Origin of the sequence: Synechococcus sp. R60.1, assembly GCF_047461835.1 — a bacterium.
Lineage (GTDB): Bacteria > Cyanobacteriota > Cyanobacteriia > Thermostichales > Thermostichaceae > Thermostichus.
The window spans coordinates 1-6,369 of record NZ_JANSIA010000101.1; the positions used below are offsets into that span (position 1 = coordinate 1).

At 60.6% G+C, this 6,369-nt stretch carries 4 protein-coding genes; 3 read left to right on the plus strand and 1 reads right to left on the minus strand.

Features of this window, described 5'->3' with window-relative positions; genetic code table 11:
- Window positions 1-117: 117 nt before the first annotated feature.
- Complete coding sequence (locus NW834_RS12095) at window positions 118-1,953, plus strand: PhoX family protein (RefSeq protein WP_414418697.1); 1,836 nt, start codon at window positions 118-120, stop codon at window positions 1,951-1,953.
- Between the two features lie 166 nt (window positions 1,954-2,119).
- On the opposite strand, the gene ilvD is transcribed toward NW834_RS12095, so the two are convergent.
- Window positions 2,120-3,817, minus strand: a complete 1,698-nt coding sequence (ilvD, locus tag NW834_RS12100) for a dihydroxy-acid dehydratase (protein ID WP_414426321.1) — start codon at window positions 3,815-3,817, stop codon at window positions 2,120-2,122.
- A gap of 373 nt (window positions 3,818-4,190) precedes the next feature.
- Here ilvD and fbp point away from each other — a divergent pair, with 373 nt between their 5' ends.
- The gene (fbp, locus tag NW834_RS12105; RefSeq protein ID WP_414418700.1) at window positions 4,191-5,189 is read left to right on the plus strand and encodes a class 1 fructose-bisphosphatase; all 999 of its coding nucleotides are present in this window, start codon (window positions 4,191-4,193) and stop codon (window positions 5,187-5,189) included.
- Between the two features lie 37 nt (window positions 5,190-5,226).
- Window positions 5,227-6,369 (plus strand): glucose-6-phosphate dehydrogenase (gene zwf, locus NW834_RS12110; RefSeq protein WP_414426322.1); only part of this gene is annotated, 1,143 nt, incomplete at its 3' end.

Genomic DNA, 6,369 nt, shown 5'->3' on the forward strand with positions numbered 1-6,369 from the left:
TGTACTTCATCAAAGCGCATTCCTCCCGGCACTGACCCTACGGGTACAGTGCGGGGCTCCTGCGATTTCTAGCTGAACAGTGCTTCCAAATCGGCAAAAGCCGCCAGTGGCAGTGCTTTGCTGGGCTTCAAGGCAATTCCTGTGAGCGCCGAAGACAAACTGGTGGTGCCCGAAGGCTACACTGCCCGACCGCTGCTGGCTTGGGGTACTCCCATCACCGGCACCTATCCACAGTTCAAGCTGGAAAACACCGGTGCCGAGCAGGGAATGCAGGTGGGCAGCCACCACGATGGCATGCACTTCTTCCCCATTGACGGGAAGGATCCCTGGCAGGGCAGCTCCACCGAGGGTTTGCTGGTGTTTAACCACGAGTACGTCGAGCCTCGGTTTATGCATGCTGCGGCTGTGGGCCAAAAGCTGGATTCCGACTTGTATCCCACCAATCCTGACGGCAGCCGCGATCCCGACCAGGTGCTGAAAGAGCTGAATGGCCACGGGGTGAGCATTGTCCACATCAAGCAGCAGGGAGACGGCAGTTGGGAAGTGGTGCGGGATCGCCTCAACCGCCGCATCACCGGTCTTACCCTCATGGAGATCCAAGGGCCAGTGCGGGGATCCGACTTTGTGAAAACCAAGTTCAGCCCCGAAGGCACGATGACCCGTGGCACCCTGAACAACTGCGCCCACGGCGTCACTCCCTGGAATACCTACCTTACTTGTGAGGAGAACTGGGCGGACTACTTCAGCAACACCAGCAAAGGCCCCGACCAAAAGCCCAACCTGCCCCGGGAGCACAAGCGCTACGGCGTGAGCACCGAGACTTCCCGCTACGGCTGGGAGCTGGCCAGCAACAAGGCAGACGAGTTCATCCGCTTCAACGCCACCCCCACCGCTGCGGATGCCACTCAAGACTACCGCAATGAGCCCAACACTTTTGGCTGGGTGGTGGAGATCGATCCCTTTGATCCCAGCAGCACTCCCAAGAAGCGCACCGCTCTGGGCCGCTTCGCCCACGAAGGCGTGGTGTTTCAGCCGCCGGTGGAAGGCCAGCCGATTGTGGCCTATATGGGGGACGATGCCCGCTTTGAGTACATCTACAAGTACGTCTCTGCCGAGCCCTACCGCAAGGAAACGGCGGGCGGACATCTGTTGGACAATGGCACCCTGTATGTGGCCAAGTTCAACGAAGATGGCACGGGCGAGTGGCTGCCGCTGGTGTTTGGGAAAAACGGCCTGACCCCGGAAAACGGCTTCACCAGCCAAGCAGACGTGTTGGTGAATACCCGCACGGCGGCGGATTTTGTCGGTGCTACTAAAATGGACCGGCCTGAGTGGGGAGCGGTGGATCCGCAAACCCGCATGGTCTACTTCACCCTGACCAACAACAGCCGTCGGGAACAAGACCAGGTGAACGCTGCCAACCCCCGTCCCAAAAACAAGTGGGGTCACATCATCCGTTGGAAGGAGGCCAACGACCGGCCTCAAGCCACCCGTTTCGAGTGGGATCTCTTTGTCTTGGCCGGGCCGCCGGAAGATAGCCGCAAGCTATCGGGCCAGCCCCTCAATGAAGACAACATCTTCAACTCTCCCGATGGTCTGTGGTTCGATGCCAGCCGTCGCCTCTGGATCCAGACCGACACCAGCGAAAGCAATCTCAACAAAGAGGAGTTTGCGCCTTTTGGCAACAACCAAATGTTGGCTGCCGATCCGGATACAGGGGAAATTCGCCGCTTCTTGACCGGGCCGATTGGGCAGGAGATCACCGGTGTGGTCACCACTCCCGATCAGCGCACCATGTTCATCAACGTGCAGCACCCAGGCGCCAGCACCAGCGAGGACGACTTTGCTGCCGGCAAGGTCAATTCCCGCTGGCCAGACTACGACCCCAATCTCTACCCCCGCTCGGCGGTGGTGGTGATCACCAAAAATGACGGCGGGATCATCGGTACCTAGTTGTCTCTGAGGCCGTCAGCCCATAAAACCCAGCGGCAGGGATCCTTCATCTCTGCCGCTTTCTTGCACTTAACCCAGCAAGGCTGATCCCTGCAGGGTCAGGAATCTGGAGCTATCTCTCAAGTACCAATTCTCCCTCTGGGAGACGAGCCGGGGGTGAGGGAAATTAATCCCACAGGTTTAAATCCGTCACTGCTCCCAAGCTGCTGCTGGAGACCAGCTTGGCGTACTTGGCTAGGGTGCCCCGTTTGTAGCGAGGCTCAGGAGGAGACCAGCGGGCGCGGCGGCGGGCCAGCTCTTCTTCGCTCACATGCAAGTGCAACTGGCGAGCCGGGGCATCAATGGTGATGAGATCCCCTTCCTCCACCAGGGCAATCGTGCCCCCCACATAGGCTTCGGGAGCCACATGGCCCACTACCATGCCGTAGGTGCCGCCGGAGAAGCGGCCATCGGTGATCAGGCCAACGCTATCCCCCAAGCCGGCGCCGATGATGGCCGAAGTGGGCGAGAGCATCTCCCGCATGCCGGGGCCACCTTTGGGGCCTTCGTAGCGGATGACCACCACATCCCCTGCTCGGATCTGGCCGGAGAGGATGGCCTGCAGGCAGGACTCCTCTGAATCGAAGACCCGCGCCGGCCCGGTAATTTTCGGGTTCTTGACGCCGGTAATTTTGGCCACTGCCCCTTCGCTGGCCAGGTTTCCCTTGAGAATGGCCAGGTGCCCTTGGGGATACAGGGGGCTGTGCCAGGGGCGGATCACCTCTTGGTCGGCGGGGGGCTCATCCGGTACATCCCGCAGCACCTCTGCCAGGGTCTGGCCGGAGATGGTGAGGCAGTCCCCGTACAGTAGGCCATGGTTGAGCAACATTTTCATCACTTGGGGGATCCCGCCGGCTCGGTGCAGATCGGTGGCCACAAACCGTCCTGAAGGCTTGAGATCGCAGAGGACAGGCACACGAGCGCGGATGATCTCGAAATCCTCTAGGGTGAGGGGCACCTCTGCCGCATGGGCAATGGCCAGAAAGTGCAGGACGGCATTGGTGGATCCCCCTACGGCCATGATCACCGAGATGGCATTTTCAATGCTTTTGCGGGTGATGATATCTCGCGGGCGGATGTTGGCTTTGATGGCCTCTGCCAAGACCTTGGCCGATTGGGCTGCACTTTCGGCTTTCTCTTCGTCTTCTGCAGCCATGGTGGAGGAGTAGGGCAGGCTCATCCCCATGGCCTCAAACGCGCTGGACATGGTGTTGGCCGTGTACATGCCGCCGCAGGATCCGGCACCGGGACAGGCATGGCGCTCCACCGCCAGCAGCTCTTCCTCGGAGATGCGCCCGGCGCTGAACTCCCCTACGGCTTCAAAAGCGCTCACGATGGTGAGGTCGCGGCCATTGTAGTGACCCGGCTTGATGGTGCCGCCGTAGACGAAGATCGAGGGTACATTGAGGCGGGCCATGGCGATCATCGCCCCCGGCATATTCTTGTCGCAGCCGCCAATGGCCAAGAGGCCATCCATGCTCTGGCCGTTGACCACCGTCTCGATGGAATCGGCAATCACTTCCCGCGACACCAGCGAGTATTTCATCCCCTCCGTGCCCATGGAAATGCCATCGCTGATGGTGATGGTGCCGAACACCTGGGGCATACAGCCCGCTGCCTTCAGAGCCGCCTCCGCCCGCTCCGCCAGAGTTTGGATCCCGATGTTGCAGGGGGTGATGGTGCTGTGGGCGTTGGCAATGCCGACAATGGGCTTGCCGAAGTCTTCGTCGCGAAAGCCTACGGCCCTGAGCATGGCGCGGTTGGGGGAGCGCTGTACTCCCTGGGTAACCACTTGGCTGCGCAGTGGGAGCGGAGAATTGGCCATCATTGCCAGAGGGAATCGAGAGGAAGTGGGCAAGGAAGAAAACGGCTAGAACTCATCCTACCGCCTCTCTTCGGGGGAACACTAGCTCTGCCGGCAAGAGGGATCCAAACCAAATCTGAAGCAACTCTGTAAGTTGTCTGCACCTGCGCCAGGAATCGGCCAGCCTACCTAATAGAAGGGATCCCAGGTTCCAATCGCCCTGGCAAGACCGAGTCCTTGCACTCCGGGTCAGGACGCAGGGGTCGGGGATCCCTTGTATGGGTGTTTTTCTTTCGTGTTGGCGAAGCCTCGTATGGTTCTCAGCTCTCCTCCCTCCCCGCCGGTAGTGCCCAGCAGTGCCGACCGCGTTAGCGGGACGGAGTCCTCACGGGAGATGTCGCGGGATGTGCTCACCCTCTCCCGTCATGTTTTACAGCAGTTTGGCAGCTTTACGGCAGAGGCCCAAGACTTCAGCGCCCTGATGAACCGCATTGCCCTGGCCGGCAAGATGATCGCCCGGCGGCTGAGTCAGGCAGGACTGATCGAAGGGGCGCTGGGGGTTACCGGCAGCGTCAATGTCCAAGGGGAAGAACAGCAACAGATGGACGACTACGCCAACCGGGCCTTCATTCGCGCTTTGGAGCAAACGGGCCTGGTGTGTCGGCTGGTCTCGGAAGAGATGAAAACCCCGGCTCGCCTGCCGGAAAACTGCTCCCTCAGCCGCTTGGCCCTGATGATCGATCCCCTGGATGGATCCTCCAACATTGACGCCAACCTCAGCGTCGGCTCCATCTTCTCCGTCCTTCACCCTCTTGAGGATCGCCCGGAAGCGGACAACCAAGACCTGCTGCAACCGGGCCGTCGCCAACTGGCTGCGGGATATATTCTCTACGGCCCCAGCACCCAACTGGTCTACTCCGTTGGCAAGGGGGTACACGGTTTCACGTTGGATCCCAGCTTGGGGGAATTTATCCTCTCCCGCAGCGACATCCGCATTCCTGAACGCGGCTCCGTCTACAGCCTCAACGAGGGCTATTTTTGCCAGTGGAGCGAAGGGATCCAGAACTATGTCCGGTATGTCCACCGCCGCGATGGCTACATCTCCCGTTACAGCGGCGCTCTGGTGGCGGATTTTCACCGCATTCTCCTGCAGGGCGGAGTTTACCTCTATCCCGGCACCCAGAAAAAACCGGAGGGCAAGCTGCGCCTGATGTACGAGGCCAACCCCCTGGCTTTTCTGGCCGAGCAGGCGGGCGGGGCGGCCACCACTGGCACCGAGGCCATCCTAGACATCGTCCCCCAATCTCTCCACCAACGGGTGCCCCTTATCATCGGCAGCCGCGAGAACGTGGAAGAAGTGCTGCGCTGCCTAGAGGGTTCTCTGGTGCCCTAGGTTCTTCCCAATCCTTCTTTTTGAGCCAAGCTGGCCTATGGTAACCCTGGCAGAAAACCCCCTTCGCGTTGGTCTCAACCAAGAACGCACCCCGGATCCCTGTATTGTGGTGCAGTTTGGCGCTTCTGGGGATCTGGCCGCCCGCAAGCTGCTCCCGGCCTACTACCGGCTGTTTGGGCAGCGGCGGCTGCCGCCGGAGTTTACTTTGGTGGGGGTGGCCCGCCGCGATTGGACTCACGAGGTTTATCGGGAAAAGATGCGGGCTGCCGTGCAGGAGTTTGCCCCCCAGGACTTGGGGCCGGAGGCCCTCTGGCAGGACTTCGCCAGCCGCCTGTTCTATTGCCGCCTCGATATCGGAGATGCTGAGAGCTATCTGCGCCTAAAGCAGCTGCTCAGCCAGCTGGACGAAGAGCGGGGCACCCGCGGCAACCGAGTGTTCTATCTGGCGGTGGCGCCGGACTTCTATGCCCAGGCCATCCAACAGCTGGGGGCAGCTGGCATGGTGGCCGATCCGACCAAAACGCGGGTGGTGATCGAAAAGCCCTTTGGCCACGACCTCACCTCGGCCCAGGAACTCAACCGCCTTGTGCAGCGAATTTGCCAGGAAGAGCAGATCTACCGCATTGATCACTACTTGGGCAAAGAGACGGTGCAAAACCTGCTGGTCTTCCGCTTTGCCAACGCCATTTTCGAGCCTCTCTGGAACCGCAACTACATCGACCATGTGCAGATCACCGTGGCGGAGACGGTGGGGGTGGAGGATCGGGCCGGCTACTACGACACTGCCGGCGCCCTGCGAGACATGGTGCAAAACCACCTAATGCAGATCTATTGCCTGACGGCCATGGAGCCACCTGTCTCACTGCGCAGCGATGGGGTGCGCAACGAAAAGACCAAGGTGCTGCAGGCCACCCGCCTAGCGGATCCCCGCAATGTGGCAGCCGCAGCAGTGCGGGCGCAGTACGGCCCTGGCTGGATTGCCGGCAAGCCGGTGCTGGGCTATCGGCAGGAGCCTAACGTCAATCCCAACTCGCAAACCCCCACCTACGTAGCCCTGAAACTGGAATGTGACACCTGGCGGTGGAAGGGAGTGCCCTTTTACCTGCGCACTGGGAAACGCCTGCCCAAGAAGGTTTCGGAGGTGGCCATTCACTTTAAGCAGGTGCCCCTTTCCCTGTTC

Bases quoted from the DNA above. Each gene is read 5' to 3' on its own strand.
- ilvD (WP_414426321.1), bottom strand. From the start codon at position 3,817: ATGGCCAATTCTCCGCTCCCACTGCGCAGCCAAGTGGTTACCCAGGGA.
- fbp (WP_414418700.1), top strand. From the start codon at position 4,191: ATGTCGCGGGATGTGCTCACCCTCTCCCGTCATGTTTTACAGCAGTTT.